Genomic DNA, 15,980 nt, shown 5'->3' with positions numbered 1-15,980 from the left:
GAGGTGCTCGCGGCAGCGAAAAAGAGCGTGAAGCGCAACGGATCTGGGTGTTATGGATCGAGTGGACGCTTTCAAAAACGGCAGGCGCTGAAGTTAGCCAGAAACGCATGGCTACTTCAGACCATCCCTAAATGCGAGATATTGCGGCCACGGGCGCAGATGCGTCGCGTAGTAGAAGAGCTGGACATCCTGAAAAGAGCAGCGCGGCACTTTTGCCAGGCGCCAGAATGAAGTGCCGCTTTAGAAAGGAGCATCGCTATCTTGACGTAATTACTGCGATGAGACGGAGAGAAACCTCAAGCCAGATCCTGCTGGCGTCCCCGCCGCAGGCTCAGCCCAACCGACGAGCCAATCTCTCCGCAGGAGCACTTCAGCCCAGCAGGAAGCGCATGGCATCCGCCGACGCCTGCTGCGGAATCTCTTCCATGGGAATGTGCCCTACCCCCCAGGTAAATTTTCACCTGAAGACCGGTCAGGTCGCGCTGCCAGAGTGGCACGTGCTTGAGTGAAATCCAGCGGTCACACTCACCCCACATCAGCAGCGTCGGCGCCCGGATGTTCGCCACCCGCTCGCCGCTGCAATCCAGCTCCTCGCGATTGACCTTCAGCAGCACCCGAAAGATTGCCATCATCGCCCACCGGCTGCCCGGGCGGGGGCTGAGGTCGTAGTAACGATCGATCACCCCTGGCTTGATCCGCCCCGGCTGGCGGTAGACTTCCTTGGTGCCCTGAGCGACCAATGCACGCGGCATCCTCATCGGCATGGCAACGGTCGCCCCGGTCAGCGATCATCCAAGATGCCTTGCGCATCTGGTGGCCGGCCGGGTCAATCAGCACCAGCTTCTCAACCTGCTGCGGTCGGGCCAGGGCAAAGTTCCAGGCGATGTAACCACCGAGCGAACTGCCGGCGATCGAAGCCCTGGTCACGCCAAGGTAGTCCAGAAGCAGGCCGAGGACGCCGATCATGCACTCGCCGGAGTATTCGCCGTTGCGCCTGGGCCCTGTGAGGTCGAAGCCGGGAACGTCGAAGCGGATGATGCGGTAGTGCGGGGCAAAGGCTTCGCCCCAGCCGTCCCAGCTGTGGAGCGAAGCGACCACGCCGTGGATCAATACCAGCGCCGGCTTGTCCCAGCAGACTTCGTCGCGGTAATGGACAGTGGAGCCATCCAGCTCGATGAAACACGAACCGCGATCGGCGCTGGCCATCCTCCTTCTGTTGCTCGCTCAGCGCGTGCCGGCCGCCGAGCTGTTCTACCTCGGCCAGAAGATTCCCGACATCCAGCGCCCTTAGGACAGCGCAGATTACCGGCAGCTGATCGCGGCCCTTCAGGAGATCGATGAAACCCAAGTTGATGCCCTGCCCCGCCGCAACGGTGAGCTCACCGGGTCGATCTACCCGCGGATGGTCAGCGAGGAGAACTTCTGGCCGCCGCTGAACATTTATACGCCTCTTGAGCTACGCCAGTTCAATCGCGAAGACCTGGTGCTTTACAGCGAGGAACTGGCAAAACGGATGCCCGAATTGTTCGAGCATCTGGGTAGCGACGTGCGAGGGCAACTGTTGGCGCAGGTCGCGGAGCTGGCCGAACAAGCACCCCCACGCCGAGGTGCGCACCAGCATGGGCGAACTGCTCCCGGTGCTGGCCGGCATCCAGCAGGATGTGGAAGGCCAACTGGCCCAGCCTGCCGCGCCGAAGAATGCCCACCCAGCGCTTGACCTCAGCGCACCACCCGCAACTTCAGCGCAACAAGCCCAGGGCTTTGGCGCGCGCCACGGCCTGGGTGCGGCGCTCCACACCGAGCTTACCGTTGATATGACGGGCGTGGCTCTTCACCGTGTGCAGGGAGATGAAAAGCTTCTCGCTGATTTCTTGGTTGGAGCAGCCCTGGGCAATCAGCCGCAGGACCGCCAGCTCACGCGAACTGAGCGCTTCCGAAACGGGCGCTTCAGGCACAGTCTCCTGGGTGGCCCCTGGCAGCAGATCGAGCAGTTCGCGAACCGGCCCGGAATCGCGCGCCCCCAACTGCTCGCGCAGCCACTGTGGGTGCTCCTGCAACAGTTGCCGATAGGGCAGCAATGATCCACAGGGAAGTGCATCGAGCGCCATATTCAGGATGGTGGCTGCTTCGCGTTCCCGGCTGGTGCGCAGTAGCGATACCAGCTTCAATTGGACCCACAAGGCCAGATGCTGTGCACCTTGAGCTTCAGCCTTGAACAAAAGGGCCCGCAGGCATCGCTCCGCTTCCGCGTGCTGCCCCTGGGCCTGGGCCAGGACGGCCAGTTGCAGATCAATGAACAAGGGCAATTGCGGGTGAAACTCGGGCGCAGCAGCAGCGTGCTCCCCACCATAGGCTTCCGCCAGACGCGGCAGCCAGGCTTCGGCGAGTTCAATCTGCCCCTGGGCCAGCCAGAGATCGCATTTCGCCAGAGTGATCATCGCTAGGTAATAGACTGGCGGCACGTCCCAGATATGCATAAGCCGCTCAGCCTCGGCCAGTTGCGCGAAAGCTGCAGCGAAGCGCCCCTCACGGCCTTCCAGTCCAGCGAGCACGCAGTGCCCGATCAGCAAGCTGATATCGCGGCAATCCCGCGCCTCGGCAATTCCGGCCGACACACTGGCCCGCGCGGCCTGAGGTTGCAGCCGCACGCTGAGCAGGTAGCCCTGGTACAGCATCAACCGCGCCCGGGCAACAGAGGAACGCGGTGTACGAATGCTGCGCAGCCGCTCCAGGCCTTGATGGACCTCCTGCAGGGCTCGCAATACCTCGCCCCTGGCCTGTAGCACCCGGGCGCGATCATAGTGCACCAACGCTTCGAACAAGGGGTTCGCCCCACGCTGCGCATGCTCCAGCGCTTCCCGGTTGAGCCCGCGCGCGCGCCAGAGATCGCCCCGCACCATCGCAATGTTGGCCAGAGTCGACAGGCAGAGCTGGCGCAGGCCGAAGTTCTCTGGAGGCAGCGCGGACAGGGCTTCGGTGCACATCTGCTCGGCCCGCTGGATATCTCCACGCCCTCGCGCAATGACACCGCTGATAGCCTGCCATTGCACCAGCAGGCTACGTTGCTGCTGGGCATCGGGGGCCGGCAGGAAACGCGCGAGGTTTCCTGCCAGCTCTTCCGCAGCGTCCAGCTGACAAGCCAGGCCCAGGGCAAGACTGTAGAGCACGATCAGCCGGGGAGTGCTGGACAGGAGACTGTCCGGCAGGTCCATCTTCCAGCGCAGCAGCATGGCGATATTCTGGTTGGCCAGCAGTTGCTCTTCCGACAGGTTCTGCACCAGCGAAGCGGCAACGTCTGGTTGGCCGGCGCGCAACGCCTGCTCGATTGCTTCGTCCAGCAGCCCTTGGGCGCTGAACCAGCGACAGGCCCGCAGATGGATGGCTGATGGAGAGACGCTGGACAGCGGGCGCGTGCGCAGAAGATCGGAGAACAAATGGTGATAGCGGAACCAGCGGCCATGCTCGTCCAGCGGCACCAGGAACACCTGGTGGGCCTGCAAGTGTCGCAGGATGGAACTGCTGTCGTGGCTCTCGCGCACGGCATCACAAAGCTCTGCGCAAATGCGCTCCAGGCGTGCCGTTTCGTAGAGGAAGGTCTGGACGTCCGCCGGCTGGCGCTCGATCACTTCCTCGAGCAAGTATTCGCGGATCAAGCTCTCGTCGCCTCGGGGCGTCATGTCCGAGCCATCACAACCCGACTTGTCCTGGCCGGCCAGTAGCCAGAGGCGCAGCCCGGCGACCCAGCCTTCGCTGCGCTGCAGCAAGCCTTCCAGGTCATCGTCTTCCAGCCGGGCGCCCTGGCTGCGCAGCAGGTCCAGGCATTCATCTTCGGTCAGGCGCAGGTCCTGCTCATTGAGTTCCAGCAAGTGTCGCGACAGGCGCAGCCGCGCCAGGTGCCAGTCAGGCCGTTGACGACTGGTCACCAACAGCACCCAGCCGTCTGGCAAGTGATTGAGAAGGAACTGCAGGCAACGGTCCAGGACCGCGTTCTGCGCCAGGTGATAATCGTCCAGCACCAGCAGCAGGGGCTGCCCGGACTCTGGGCGCACGGCCATTTCATCGAGTAAACCGTCCAGCCATTGCTCAAACGCGAACGGTTGGTGCCGCTGACGCATCTTCAGTAGGCCCATGGCCTCGTCGCCAAGCCCGGGATAGAACTGGCGCAAGCCGTCCAACAAGCGCTCGAGGAAGCGCCCAGGGTCGCAGTCGCGACGGCTGAGGCTCAGCCACAGGCTTTTCCAGCCCTGCGGAAGGACCTCGCAAAACTCGATCGCCAGGGAGCTTTTGCCAAAGCCCGCTGGCGCACTGAGCATCAACAGGCGTCCGCTCAGGCCCTCGGTCAGGCGCTCGCAAAGGCGCGGCCGCGACACATAGCCGGCGGGCCGTGGCGGACGGAAGAATCGTGCATCGGCCATCTGTACGGCTACCGACGCTCTGGATCGCGAACTGGAAAGGTCAGTCATCACCTGGCTTCTTGGAATAGCAATTTTCAAGGGCGCGAACCCAATCGAGCCTAGCCGTTACGGAAGGCCAATAGAAGTCCCCAGGGAAACTACAGCCAAGAAAAAGCCGGCCCGCAGGCCGGCTTCCCTGACAAGGTGTTGCGGACTGTTAGCGAACTCCTGCCTGACGCAGCGCTGCCGGGGTGTAGTCGCTTTCACCGGCGGTGTAACTGAAGTCGTAGGACTGTTTCTCCTCGTTCTTCATACCCAACGCCAGGTAGCGGCCGGACAGCAGGTCATAGAGGCTCTCCAGCGTGTACCACGGCACTTGCTTATTGTAGTAGTACTGGGCATGCGCCTCGGCAACGCGCCACAAAGTGCCACGGCCGTCGTAATGGTCAATGGCAGCGGCTTGCCAGGTGTCCTCGTCAATGTAGAAGTCACGCTTGGCATAGATGTGGCGCTCGCCCGGCTTCAGGGTGGCCACTACGTGCCACACGCGGTGCAACTCGTAACGGGTCAGGTCCTGGTTGATATGGCCGGCTTTGATGATGTCGCTGTACTTCAGCTTCGGCGAGTCAAGCTTGTAGGCGTTGTAGGGGATGTAGATCTCCTTCTTGCCTTCCAGCTTCCAGTCATAGCGATCGGGAGCACCGTTGTACAGGTCGAAGTTGTCGGAGGTACGCAGGCCGTCGGCAGCGGTACCCGGGCCGTCGTAGGACACCTGCGGGGCCCGACGCACACGACGCTGGCCAGCGTTGTAGAGCCATGCCAGGCGCGGCTCCTTCACCTGGTTCAGCGTCTCGTGCACCAGCAGTACGTTACCCGCCAGGCGCGACGGTGCAGTCACGCGCTGTTTGAAATAGAACAGCACGTTGCTCGGCTTGCTCGAGTCATAGTCCTTCAGCTGGTCGCGGAAGGTGAACTCGTCCTGGAAGTACACCAGGCTGTAGGAGCCGTTCGGCTGCGGGGTCGCCTGAGTCACCAAGCGGCGCACGCTGCCACCACGATAACGGGTGATGTGGTTCCAGATGGCCTCCAGACCGTCCTTCGGAATCGGGAAGGGGTTGGCGGTGCGGAAGTTCTCCAGCCCGTTACCGCCCTCCACCAGCTTGGTGTTGGTGACGTTGTACTTGGTGGCCTCGATCACCTTGGCCGGCACCGTGGCCGTGCGGTGGGTCTTGTACACCGGCATCTTGTAGGTGTCGGGGTAGCGCTTGAACATCGCCAGCTGGCCGGGGGTCAGCTTGTCCTTGTACTGGTCAACGTTCTGCGCGGTGATGGTGAACAGCGGCTGTTCGTTGGCGAAGGGGTCAGACAGGAAGCCCTTGGCGTCAGCGCTACCGGCGTTCTGCGGCAGACCGCCGGTCCACTCCGGGATGGTGCCATCAGCGTTGCCGGCTTTCTCTGCGCCCAGCGGGGTCAGGCTGGTACCCAGTTTGGCTGCTTCCTCGGCAGATACCGCAGCCATGACGCCGGAGGCCATCAGGGACAGCGCCAGAGCGCCGGTTTGCAGCAGACTCTTTGTTGTTTTCATAGATTTCGTTTTCCTCAAGATTCCAGTCCGCTTAGAAGTTCACGCCGAAGCTGAGCGCAAGAAAATCGCGGTCGATCGAGGTGTTGTACCTGCCGCCGAAGAAGTCGGTGTAGGCCAGGCTGGCGGTGTAGGTGTTCTGGTACTCGGCATCCAAGCCCAGGCTGGCTGCCTTGGCGCCCTCGGTGAAGAGGCCATTCGGACCGTAACCATCGACGTCATGGGACCAGGCGATGCTGGGTTTCAGGTTCACACCGGCGAACACGTCGTTGTAATCCCACACGGCGCGCATGCGGTAACCCCAGGACGTGCTGGTGACAAAACCATCGTCTTCGCAATACTTGCTGACATTCTCTGCGGTGGCGCTACCCAACGTGCTGGTATTCAGAGCCACGCAAGTATTGATTGGCCCAGTGGCCGGCAGCGGACCAGGGCCGAAGACCGGGTCACGGCCATAACGGACCTCGGAGGTGCTTTCCAGGCCACCGACATGAACGACGCCAACCTCACCCACCAGAGTCAGGCGGCTAGCCCCCATGACCTGGTCGAAGAAGTGCGTGAAGGTCGTCTGGAACTGGGTCACTTCCTTGCGGCGATAGCCGTGCAGGTCCTGTCCCGGAACGCCTGGCAGCAGCGAAGCGTTGCCGAACAGTCCGCCAAGGGAGTCGACACCCGCGAAGAGGATATCGGTGGTGTTCAGCTGGACCGGTAGGTTAGGACGGTAGCTGACCTCACCGCTCCAGGCAGTACCGGTGGGCAGAGTGGTGGAGAAGCTCAAGCCATAGAGGCGGACATCCTCTGGGTACTCGACGAAGTAGTTCGAGGAACCGGCGACTGCCAACGGGCGAAGGTTAGCCGGGTTGTTGGCGCCAAGGGCCGGAATGTTCGGCAAACCGGCGTTGATGGCATTCAGCTGCGCCTGGGTAGCGCTCGCGCCGCTGAAAATCGGAGCCCGGCTGTGGTAGTTGATGAAGTAGCCACCAAATTCAGTATCGAGTTGCTCGGCGAAGTAGCGCAGAGCAAGGCCGTACTGGCCGTCGTCATCCGCATCACGGTCCGGCCCGCGACGAACCAGTACCCCTTCCTCGTTGGCATTTACCCCGAACCGGCTCAAGGCGGCGAGAGCAGCGGGACTCAGGCTCGATGCCTTTCTCAATACGCGGAGATTATCGTCGCAGCCATCAGCAATCACGTCAGGCTGGGCGAAGAAGGTGCCGCAGTTGTCGACAACGGTCTGGTCCCACTCCAACTGGTAGAAGGCCTCAGCCGACAGGTTGTCGGTCAGGCTCTGGGACACATAGAACATATTGACCGGAATCAGGCCTTCCTTGATCTCGGCGCCCGGACGGCGGAATGCCGACACGTCGATCGGGTTGATCGAGTTGATGCTGTTGCCGATGAAGGTACTCTCACCCCAGCTGACGACTTGCTTACCCAGGCGGACCGAGCCAGGCAGGTCGGCGATGTCGTAGTTGTGATAGACGAAGGCGTCGAGCAGTTCAGCCCCGGAGGCCTTGGCCCCTTCTTTCCGCCCGTTGTCGTCGATGTCCTTGAACGGACGGCTCTCGTCCTTCAGCTCGAAGTCGTACCAGTACTTGCCGCGTACGAACACACCGGTATCGCCGTACTTCAACTCCAGGTCATGAATGCCCTTGAAGATCTTCGAGAAGGTCTCGCCTTTCTTGAAGTTCAGGTGGGAATCGTCGGAGGTCTGTGAAAGGCCATCGCCACCGTTGTTGACGCCGATCAGATCCGGATCAGCCCCGCGCATCGACCAACTGGCCCCCACGGAGAGAGCCGAGTCGAACTGGCCCTCGATTTCCCCGATGTTGAAGGTGACGCCGAATGCCGGAGCGGCGAGTGTGGAAGCGAGGCTGACGGCCAAGGGCAATCTTGCCAGGCGCCAGAGCTGGGTGGTTTTTGTCATCGACGCTACTCCATGTATGTTTTTTGTTATGGATTGGTACGGACTATAGCCAGCAGGTATTAACGCTTGATCCCTCGAAAGTGTGATTTGCAGCCCCCAGGTTGTCTGGCTCGCTCCTTCCGATGGCCCCGTCCAGTCCTTCGGTAAGAAACATAGCCAAGATTTCTCACAAGTGAGCAATATGTAAGCCAAGCGTTTGCTTGGCTGCGGGCCGCGCCTCTCCAGACAGCGGCCCGCGGGCACTCAAAGTGCGGAGAGGAATGCGCTACCGGCAGCCTGCCATTGTGCGATATCGACGCGAATGCGTTTCTTGTCCAACTTACCGACACTGGTCTTGGGAATTTCGGTAACAAGCGCGATCTGGTTGGGAATGGCCCACTTATTGATGTGACCTTGCTCGACAAAGGGCTTGAGATGTTCCTTTAGCCCTTTAGCGTCCAACGACTGTCCGTCACGCACGATCACCAGGGCGAAGGGGCGCTCCCCCCACTGAGGATCGGGTACACCGACCACCGCCACTTCACGCACGGCCGGGTGCCGGCTGATCAGATCCTCCAGCTCCAGCGAGGAAATCCATTCGCCACCGGTCTTGATCACATCCTTGATACGGTCACGGATGTCGATGAAACCCATGCCGTCCACGGTCGCCACGTCGCCCGTGTGCAACCAGCCGCCTTCCCACAGCTCCTCGCTCTTCTCCGGCTCGTTGAAATAGCCGAAGGTCAGCCAGGGTGCGCGTAGCACCAACTCGCCCTGGGCCTCACCATCGGCGGGCAGCAGTTGGCCGTCGGCCCCCATGATCGCTGCCTCGACCAGAGGGACAGGAACACCAGCCTTGATGCGATAGGTGATGCGCTCATCCTCGCTACCGGCACGCAGCTCCTCGTTGAGGTGGGCAACGGAGATCAACGGGCAGGTTTCGGACATGCCATAGGCCGCGGTGAGCTGGATCCCACGGCTCTTGGCCGTTTCATACAGGGTGCGATTCAGCGCGCTCCCACCGATGATCATTTTCAGCCCACCGAAGTCGTGCCCCTGGGCGTTGGGCGCGTTCATCACCATCTGCAGGATGGTCGGCACGCAATGGGAGAAGGTAACTTTCTCCTCCTTGATGAGGCGGCAAAGCATGTCTGGCTCGTAACGACCCGGATAGACCTGTTTGACGCCGAGCATGGTGGCAACATATGGCACGCCCCAGGCATGGACGTGGAACATCGGGGTGATGGGCATGTACACGTCGTCAGTGCCCATCAGGCGGATGCTGTCCAGGGCGCCAATGGTCGCCGCCATCGACAAGGTGTGCAGCACCAGCTGGCGATGGGTGAAGTAGACGCCCTTGGGATTGCCCGTGGTGCCAGTGGTGTAGAAGGTGGTGGCGACCGAGTCTTCGTCGAAGTCAGGGAAAGCATAGGTTGGGCTGGCCGCCGCCAGTAGCGTCTCGTATTCGCCCAAGAGATTCGGCAGGTCGGCCGTCTTCTCGGGCGCATCAGTGAGCAGCAGCGTCTTGTCCACCGTGGTCAGCTGCGCAGCAATGCCGTTGTACAGCGGCACGAACTCGCTGTTGACCAGCACGAAACGATCCTCGGCATGGTTCATGGTGTAAAGGATCTGGTCGGGTGACAGGCGCACATTGATGGTGTGCAGCACCGCCCCGATCATCGGGATGGCGAACATGCACTCCAGATAACGATGGCTGTCCCAATCCATCACTGCCACCGTGTCTCCAGCCTTCACACCGGCCTCGGTGAGAACATTCGCCAAACGCGCGACCCGCTCGTTGAAGGTAGCGTAACTGTGGCGAACCTTGTCCCGGTAGACGATCTCGCGTGTTTTCTCGTAGCGGCTGCCCGACATCAGCAGGCGTTTGATCAGGAGGGGGTAGGTGTAGGCATTGGCTGCGGGTTTGATGATTCGGGTCTGAAGCATAGGGAGCACACCTGGTGAGGAGTTGTGGTTTTTGGCTTTTCCCGACTTTAGGCTCCTTCGCATGACGCTTAATCAGTCAAAAGAATGATTTTTCCCGTGACCCTTTGGCCAGTTTCAGTCACGAGTTAGAATCGCCGCGCTCGTCCAGTCGCGTCACATCATCCAATGAGGTAGGTTCCAAATGTCCGATATCGTCATTGTCAGCGGCGCCCGCACTCCCATGGGCGGATTCCAGGGCAGCCTGTCCAGCGTTTCCGCAGTGGACCTGGGTACGCTCGCCATCCGCGAGGCCATTGCCCGCGCTGGTCTCCAGCCCGCTGATGTCCAGGAAGTGATCATGGGCTGCGTACTGTCCGCAGGCCTCAAGCAAGGCCCGGCACGCCAGGCTGCGCTGAACGCCGGCCTACCGGCGACCGCTGGCTGCACCACCATCAACAAACTGTGTGGTTCCGGCATGAAAGCCGTGATGCTGGCCCACGACCTGCTCAAAGCCGGCACCAACTCGATCATGGTCGCTGGCGGCATGGAAAGTATGTCCAACGCCCCCTACGTGCTGGAAAAAGCGCGTACCGGCCTGCGCATGGGCCATGCCGAAATCAAGGACCACATGTTCCTCGACGGCCTGGAGGATGCCCGCAGCGGCCGCTTGATGGGATCCTTCGCCCAGGAAACCGCTGACAAGTACGGCGTGACCCGCGAAGAGATGGACGCCTATGCCATCGAGTCCCTGAAGCGCGCCCAGGCCGCCATCGCCGATGGATCGCTGGCCGCCGAGATCGTCCCGGTCAACGTCGTCACCCGCAAGGGTGAGGTCCTGGTCAAGGACGACGAACAGCCTCTGACCGCCAACCTGGACAAGATTCCGAGCCTGAAACCTGCGTTCAAGAAGGACGGCACCATCACCGCCGCCAACGCCAGCTCGATCTCCGATGGCGCCAGCGCCTTGCTGCTGATGACTGCCGAAGAAGCCACCCGCCGCGGCCTCAAGCCGCTGGCAAAGATCGTCGGTCACGCCACCCAGAGCCAGGATCCGAGCGAGTTTACCTTGGCGCCGATCGGCGCCATGACCAACCTGTTCAAGAAAACCGGCTGGAACAAGGACGACGTCGACCTGTTCGAAATCAACGAAGCCTTCGCCATGGTCACCATGCTGGCCATGCGTGAGCACGGCCTCGACCATGCCAAGGTCAACGTCTACGGCGGAGCCTGTGCCCAGGGCCATCCGGTGGGTTCCACCGGCTCGCGGATCATCCTCACCCTGATCAACGCCCTGCGTAACAAGGGCGGCAAGCGTGGCGTCGCCTCGCTGTGCATCGGCGGTGGCGAAGCGACTGCGGTGGCCGTCGAACTGCTGTAACAGCGTAAGCAGAATGAAAAAGGCGCGGTCGATACCGCGCCTTTTTTTGTGGCGAAGCTCTAAGGAGTGTCGGCCTCAGCTCGGATAGGCAACTCCCCCGACAATCCGTAACGTTTTTTTAGTGAGGCAGCCAGCCGGGCCTCAGCCCCCTCTCCGTGTGCAGGCAAACCCATTGGCTCTGTCGGCGTTAGCTGTTGCTAGCCATCAACGGTCGGGCTGAAAGCCCTGTAGGAGCGAGGGGGACGCCGAGTTCTTGCTCGCGAAATGAGCCCGTTCGCCAGCAAGCTGGCTCCTACAAGGGAGCCAGCCAGTGGCAACACTTAACTGGGACAGAGCCAATCCATTTGCCAAGCAGGCTCGAGGCCTGCCCTGGAATTGCATGGGGGCACTGCGTACCCCTCTGCGAATGAATTCGCACCCACAAGGCTTGCCTGCCAAAGTCGTAACTGGGCGATCAACTTTCTTACTTCAGCTCGGTAAATGCCAGCTTGACACCAAGGCTCACCAATACTGCCCCCATCACGCGATCGAACCAGTGCCCCATGCGGGCAAAACCGGCGCGTACGCGGCGCTGACTGAATAGCATCGCCACCAGGCAGAACCACACTGCGGTAGCAAAGGCCAGGTACACGCCATAACCCGCCTGCACCGCCAGTGGCGTATGGGGGTTGATCACCACGGTGAACAGCGAGAGGAAGAACAGCGTCGCCTTGGGGTTCAGGCCATTCGTGACGAAGCCGGTGACGAAGGCCCCGCGCGAGCTGCGCTCGCCGGCAACCAACGCCGCCTCGGCTGCCACCGGATCGGCAGGCTTGGCACGCAGCGCCTTGATACCGATATAGAGCAGATAAGCCGCCGCCAACCACTTCAGCGCATTGAACAGCATGATCGACTGCGACACGATCAGGCCAATGCCCAACAACGAATACGCCACATGCACGAAGATCCCCGTACCCACACCGAACGCCGTCCAAGTGCCCGCGCGACGACCGTGGGCGACGCTCTCGCGCACCACGATGGCGAAGTCCGGGCCGGGGCTGGCCACGGCGAGCAGATGGATCAGGGCAACAGTGAGGAATTCCGTCCAGTACATGCGACCTCCGAAGGTTGGGAACGGGTCTGGTAGGCTGGTCACCTTACGCCTTCAGATGTCTCAGAAAAAGGTACAGCTCAGCATGAACATAAGCCGCGCAGTGTTCCTCGACCACGCCTCCCTCGACCTCGGCGACCTCGATATGGCACCGCTCCAGCAGGCCTTCGATGAACTGCACCTGCACCCGCACACCGCTCCCGACCAGGTGATCGAGCACCTCCAGGGTGCCCAGGTCGCGATCAGCAACAAGGTCCCGCTCGACGCGACGACTCTCGCCGCCTGCCCGGATCTCAAGCTGATCCTGGTGGCGGCCACCGGCACCAACAACGTCGACCTGGCCGCCGCCCGCGCCCAAGGCATTACCGTAAGCAACTGCCAGGCCTATGGCACTCCCTCGGTGGCGCAGCACACGCTGCTACTGTTGCTCGCCCTGGCCACCCGCCTGACGGACTATCAGACCGCCGTACGCGCCGGGCGCTGGCAGCAGGCCAGCCAGTTCTGCCTGCTGGACTTCCCGATCATCGAGCTACAAGGCAAGACCCTCGGCCTGCTCGGCCACGGCGAACTAGGCGGCGCGGTTGCGCGGCTGGCCGAAGCCTTCGGCATGCGCGTACTTTTCGGCCAACTGCCAGGCCGCCCGCCACGCGCGGATCGGATGCCGCTGCACCAGCTGCTTCCACAGGTGGACGCCCTGACCCTCCACTGCCCGCTCAACGACCAGACGCGCAACATGATCGGCGCAACCGAATTGGCCTCGATGAAGCGCGGCGCCCTGTTGGTCAATACGGCCCGTGGTGGATTGGTGGACGAGCAAGCCCTCGCCGATGCGCTGCGCAACGGCCACCTTGGCGGTGCCGCCACCGACGTCCTGACCCAGGAGCCCCCGCGCGACGGCAACCCGCTGCTGGCCGAAGATGTCCCCAGGTTGATCGTCACCCCCCACAATGCCTGGGGCAGCCGTGAGGCGCGACAGCGGATCGTCGTGCAATTGGCGGAGAATGCCCGCGCCTTTTCCGACGGTGCGCCGCTCCGGGTGGTCGGTTGAGGCCCTGGCGTTCTGCTAGAATTCCCGGCTTTTTTCAGGAGCCTTGCCCATGGACCCGCGCAGTGAAGTGCTGCTCCGCCAAGCGGAACTCTTCCAAGGCCCGGTAATGCTGGCCGGCCTCCCCGCCGATGACCTGCTCGGCACCCTGCCAAAGGCCCGCGGCTGGAGCTGGCATGCAGGCGAACAGGCGGCGCTGGACGCGCGTTTTCCCGGCCGCTGCGACTTCGGTACTACAGCGCCTGAAAGCGAGTTCATCGCCGCCGTGTTGTTCCTGCCGAAATCCCGCGAGCTGACCGACTATCTGCTGGCTGCCCTGGCTGCGCGCTTGCCGGCTGGCGAACTGTTCCTCGTGGGCGAGAAGCGCGGCGGCATCGAACGCGCCGCCAAGCAACTGGCCGCGTTCGGCAAGCCACGCAAGCTGGATAGCGCACGCCACTGCCAACTCTGGCGGGTAAGCATCGAACAGCCCCCCGCCGCGCCCGATCTGGAAAGCCTTGCCCAGCGCTATCGCCTGGAGCTGGCGGATGGTCCGCTGGAGGTCATCAGCCTGCCTGGTGTCTTCAGCCACGGTCGACTCGACCGCGGCACCGCGCTGCTCCTGCAGCAGCTGGACGGCCTGCCCGGTGGCCACATGCTCGACTTCGGCTGCGGTGCAGGGGTGCTGGGGGCGGTGCTCAAGCGACGTTATCCACAGAGCCGCCTGACGATGTTGGACGTGGACGCCTTCGCCGCTGCCAGCAGCCGCCTGACCCTGGCCGCGAATGGCCTGGAGGCCGATGTGATGACGGCCGATGGCATCCACGGTGCCCCTGAAGGGCTCAGCGCCATCGTCAGCAATCCACCGTTCCACCAGGGCGTGCACACCGACTACCAGGCCAGCGAAGACCTGCTGCACGAGGCAGTTGCCCACCTGCAGCGCGGTGGAGAACTGCGCCTGGTGGCCAACAGCTTCCTCAAATATCCGCCGCTCATCGAGCGTTACCTCGGTCCCTGCCGCACACTCGCAGAGGGTGACGGCTTCCGAATCTACAGTGCCCGCCACAGCTAATTCGGCGGGCAACCCAACCTGATCCCCAATGGAGCGGCCACTCGCTGGCTGCCTGGCCCGGCATTGACCGGGATACCTGGAGTTTTTAGTGACCAACTTGAATATCGGCAGTGCTACGCCCCCAAGGGAAGGCCTGCACAGGGACCTGAAACCTCGCCACCTGAACATGATCGCCATTGGCGGCTCCATCGGCACCGGCCTGTTCGTCGCATCCGGTGCGACGGTTGCGACCGCCGGACCCGGCGGCGCGCTGCTGGCTTATGCGCTGATTGGCCTGATGGTCTACTTCCTCATGACCAGCCTGGGTGAAATGGCCGCCCATATGCCTGTTTCCGGCTCGTTCAGCACTTATGGCAGCCGCTTCGTCGATGAAGGCTTCGGCTTCGCCCTGGGCTGGAACTATTGGTACAACTGGGCGGTGACCATTGCCGCCGAACTGGTGGCGGCCCAGCTGATCATGAGTTTCTGGTTCCCAGACATCCCGGGAATCTACTGGAGCGCCCTGTTCCTTGGCCTGATGTTCTTGCTGAACGTCGTGTCGGTGAAGGGTTTCGGCGAGAGCGAATTCTGGTTCGCGCTGATCAAGGTGGTCACGGTGGTGATTTTCATCGGCATCGGCCTGGCCACCATCTTCGGCATCATGGGCGGAATCGCGTCCCCCGGTTTCAGCCACTTCACCGAGGGCGATGCACCCTTCGTCGGCGGGCTCCAGGCCATGGTCGGAGTCGCGATGATCGCCGGCTTCTCGTTCCAGGGCACGGAGCTGATCGGCATCGCCGCCGGTGAATCCGAGAACCCGAGGAAGAACATCCCCATCGCCATCCGCCAGGTGTTCTGGCGAATTCTGATGTTCTACATCCTGGCGATTTTTGTGATTGGCGTGCTGATTCCCTACACCGATCCCAATCTTATGAAGAACGATGCAAGCGACATCAGCGTCTCACCGTTTACCCTGCTGTTCGAACGCGCCGGCTTTGCGGCTGCCGCCAGCGTGATGAACGCGGTGATCCTCACGGCCATCCTTTCGGCGGGCAACTCGGGGATGTACGCCTCCACCCGCATGCTCTACAACTTGGCCCTGCAGGGCAAAGCGCCCAGGCTCTTCGCCCGCCTCTCCAACAGCGGCGTGCCGCGCAACGCGCTGTATGCCACCACCCTGGTCGGCGCACTGTGCTTCTTCACCTCCATCGTCGGCGACTCCACGCTCTACACCTGGCTGCTGAACACCTCGGGCATGTGTGGCTTCATCGCCTGGCTGGGCATCGCCATCTCACACTACCGCTTCCGCAAAGGCTACCTGGCCCAAGGCGGCCGCCTGGAAGACCTGCCCTACCGCGCCAAACTGTTCCCCTTTGGCCCACTGTTCGCCTTCGCCCTCTGCCTGACCATCACCCTCGGACAGAACTACCAGGCGTTCTTCGGCGATCACATCGACTGGGCTGGCCTTGCCGCGACGTACATCAGCCTGCCGCTGTTCCTCGTCATCTGGCTCGGCTATCGCGTCAAGAAAGGCTCGCGCCTGGTTCGCTACGACGCCATGGATGTCAGGGCCTGTGAAGACTGAGCCGCGACGACCTGCACTTGCCGGGACCACCCGGCTTGTGCAAA

At 62.2% G+C, this 15,980-nt stretch carries 9 protein-coding genes and 2 pseudogenes; 5 read left to right on the top strand and 6 right to left on the bottom strand.

Features of this window, described 5'->3' with window-relative positions:
- Positions 1-370 precede the first annotated feature (370 nt).
- Positions 371-1,206, bottom strand: a pseudogene (locus tag J7302_RS22330) (alpha/beta fold hydrolase).
- On the opposite strand from J7302_RS22330, the pseudogene J7302_RS26685 reads away from it, so the two are divergent.
- Positions 1,175-1,763 (top strand): annotated as a pseudogene (locus J7302_RS26685) (hypothetical protein); the annotation flags it as partial. The pseudogenes J7302_RS22330 and J7302_RS26685 sit on opposite strands and share 32 nt — an antisense overlap.
- Here J7302_RS26685 and J7302_RS22320 read toward each other — a convergent pair.
- The 4 genes from J7302_RS22320 to J7302_RS22305 form a co-directional block, all read right to left on the bottom strand.
- A complete protein-coding gene (locus J7302_RS22320; RefSeq protein WP_215379851.1) occupies positions 1,740-4,463 on the bottom strand; it encodes a LuxR C-terminal-related transcriptional regulator in 2,724 nt (907 codons plus the stop codon). The pseudogene J7302_RS26685 and the gene J7302_RS22320 overlap by 24 nt on opposite strands.
- A gap of 148 nt (positions 4,464-4,611) precedes the next feature.
- Positions 4,612-5,979, bottom strand: coding sequence for a DUF1329 domain-containing protein (locus tag J7302_RS22315; RefSeq protein ID WP_215379849.1), 1,368 nt, complete (start codon positions 5,977-5,979; stop codon positions 4,612-4,614).
- Between the two features lie 31 nt (positions 5,980-6,010).
- Positions 6,011-7,903, bottom strand: a complete 1,893-nt coding sequence (locus J7302_RS22310) for a DUF1302 domain-containing protein (protein WP_215379847.1) — start codon at positions 7,901-7,903, stop codon at positions 6,011-6,013.
- Positions 7,904-8,146: 243 nt separating this feature from the next.
- The gene (locus J7302_RS22305) at positions 8,147-9,829 is read right to left on the bottom strand and encodes a fatty acid--CoA ligase (RefSeq protein WP_215379845.1); all 1,683 of its coding nucleotides are present in this window, start codon (positions 9,827-9,829) and stop codon (positions 8,147-8,149) included.
- 181 nt (positions 9,830-10,010) lie between these two features.
- Between J7302_RS22305 and J7302_RS22300 the strand changes: the two genes are divergently transcribed.
- Positions 10,011-11,186: a thiolase family protein gene (locus J7302_RS22300; RefSeq protein ID WP_215379842.1), complete on the top strand. Its 1,176-nt coding sequence runs from the start codon at positions 10,011-10,013 to the stop codon at positions 11,184-11,186.
- Between the two features lie 463 nt (positions 11,187-11,649).
- Here the strand turns inward: J7302_RS22300 and J7302_RS22295 are convergent, their stop codons facing one another.
- Entirely contained in the window at positions 11,650-12,279 is a 630-nt protein-coding gene (locus tag J7302_RS22295; RefSeq protein ID WP_215379838.1) for a LysE family translocator, read from the bottom strand.
- 82 nt (positions 12,280-12,361) lie between these two features.
- Between J7302_RS22295 and J7302_RS22290 the strand changes: the two genes are divergently transcribed.
- From J7302_RS22290 to J7302_RS22280, 3 genes are all read left to right on the top strand, one after another.
- The gene (locus J7302_RS22290; RefSeq protein ID WP_215379835.1) at positions 12,362-13,324 is read left to right on the top strand and encodes a 2-hydroxyacid dehydrogenase; all 963 of its coding nucleotides are present in this window, start codon (positions 12,362-12,364) and stop codon (positions 13,322-13,324) included.
- Between the two features lie 49 nt (positions 13,325-13,373).
- Positions 13,374-14,372 (top strand): class I SAM-dependent methyltransferase, encoded by a 999-nt coding sequence (locus J7302_RS22285; RefSeq protein WP_215379832.1) that lies wholly within the window; start codon positions 13,374-13,376, stop codon positions 14,370-14,372.
- A gap of 103 nt (positions 14,373-14,475) precedes the next feature.
- On the top strand, positions 14,476-15,936 hold the full coding sequence (locus J7302_RS22280) for an amino acid permease (protein ID WP_215379865.1): 1,461 nt from the start codon (positions 14,476-14,478) through the stop codon (positions 15,934-15,936).
- Positions 15,937-15,980 lie beyond the last annotated feature (44 nt).

This window comes from Metapseudomonas boanensis, assembly GCF_018704125.1.
In the GTDB taxonomy this organism is placed as follows: Bacteria; Pseudomonadota; Gammaproteobacteria; order Pseudomonadales; family Pseudomonadaceae; genus Metapseudomonas; species Metapseudomonas boanensis.
Note: the sequence above shows the minus strand (reverse complement) of the source record. Positions and strands in the feature narration are given on the sequence as shown.